This is a genomic window from Tessaracoccus sp. OH4464_COT-324 (assembly GCF_003932855.1).
Lineage (GTDB): Bacteria > Actinomycetota > Actinomycetes > Propionibacteriales > Propionibacteriaceae > Arachnia.
Window position 1 is genome coordinate 1 of sequence record NZ_RQYZ01000088.1, and the last position, 501, is coordinate 501.

Sequence of the window (501 nt, forward strand, 5' to 3'; positions counted from 1 at the left end):
ACGCAATTTAATTGCATTCGCCATTTCAATGCGTAAATCTAATTCATCACGCAAGGTTTTCTCATATTCTTGAATAACTTCTACCGCTCTTAAACGATAGCCTTCACGAGATAATTTTGGTAAGAAACCAGCTAATTTGTACATCCAACTTAAATCAGCATCAATTTGCGGCTGAATATCTGGGCGCAAGACTTTGATAACAACTTCTCGCTCTTGCCCTTCAGCGAGTTTCAGTTTCGCCGTATGTACTTGTGCAATAGAGGCTGAAGCCAATGCTGTTTCATCAAAATCGACAAACCAATTTTCCAAGGCGCAGCCAAAAGCTTGTTCGATTTGTTGACGAGCGATACTGCCAGAAAAAGCCTCTACTTGATCTTGCAATAAAGCTAACTCATCTGCAATTTCCGCAGGAAATAAATCTCGGCGCGTAGATAACATCTGCCCTAACTTGATCCAAACTGGACCTAACTCTTGTAAAGCCAAACGCAAACGTAAGCCAAA

At 41.1% G+C, this 501-nt stretch carries 1 protein-coding gene; it reads right to left on the reverse strand.

What is annotated here, in order from left to right; translation table 11 throughout:
* A partial coding sequence (locus tag EII42_RS12250; protein WP_233558406.1) for an AarF/UbiB family protein occupies positions 1 to 501 on the reverse strand: 501 nt, incomplete at both ends.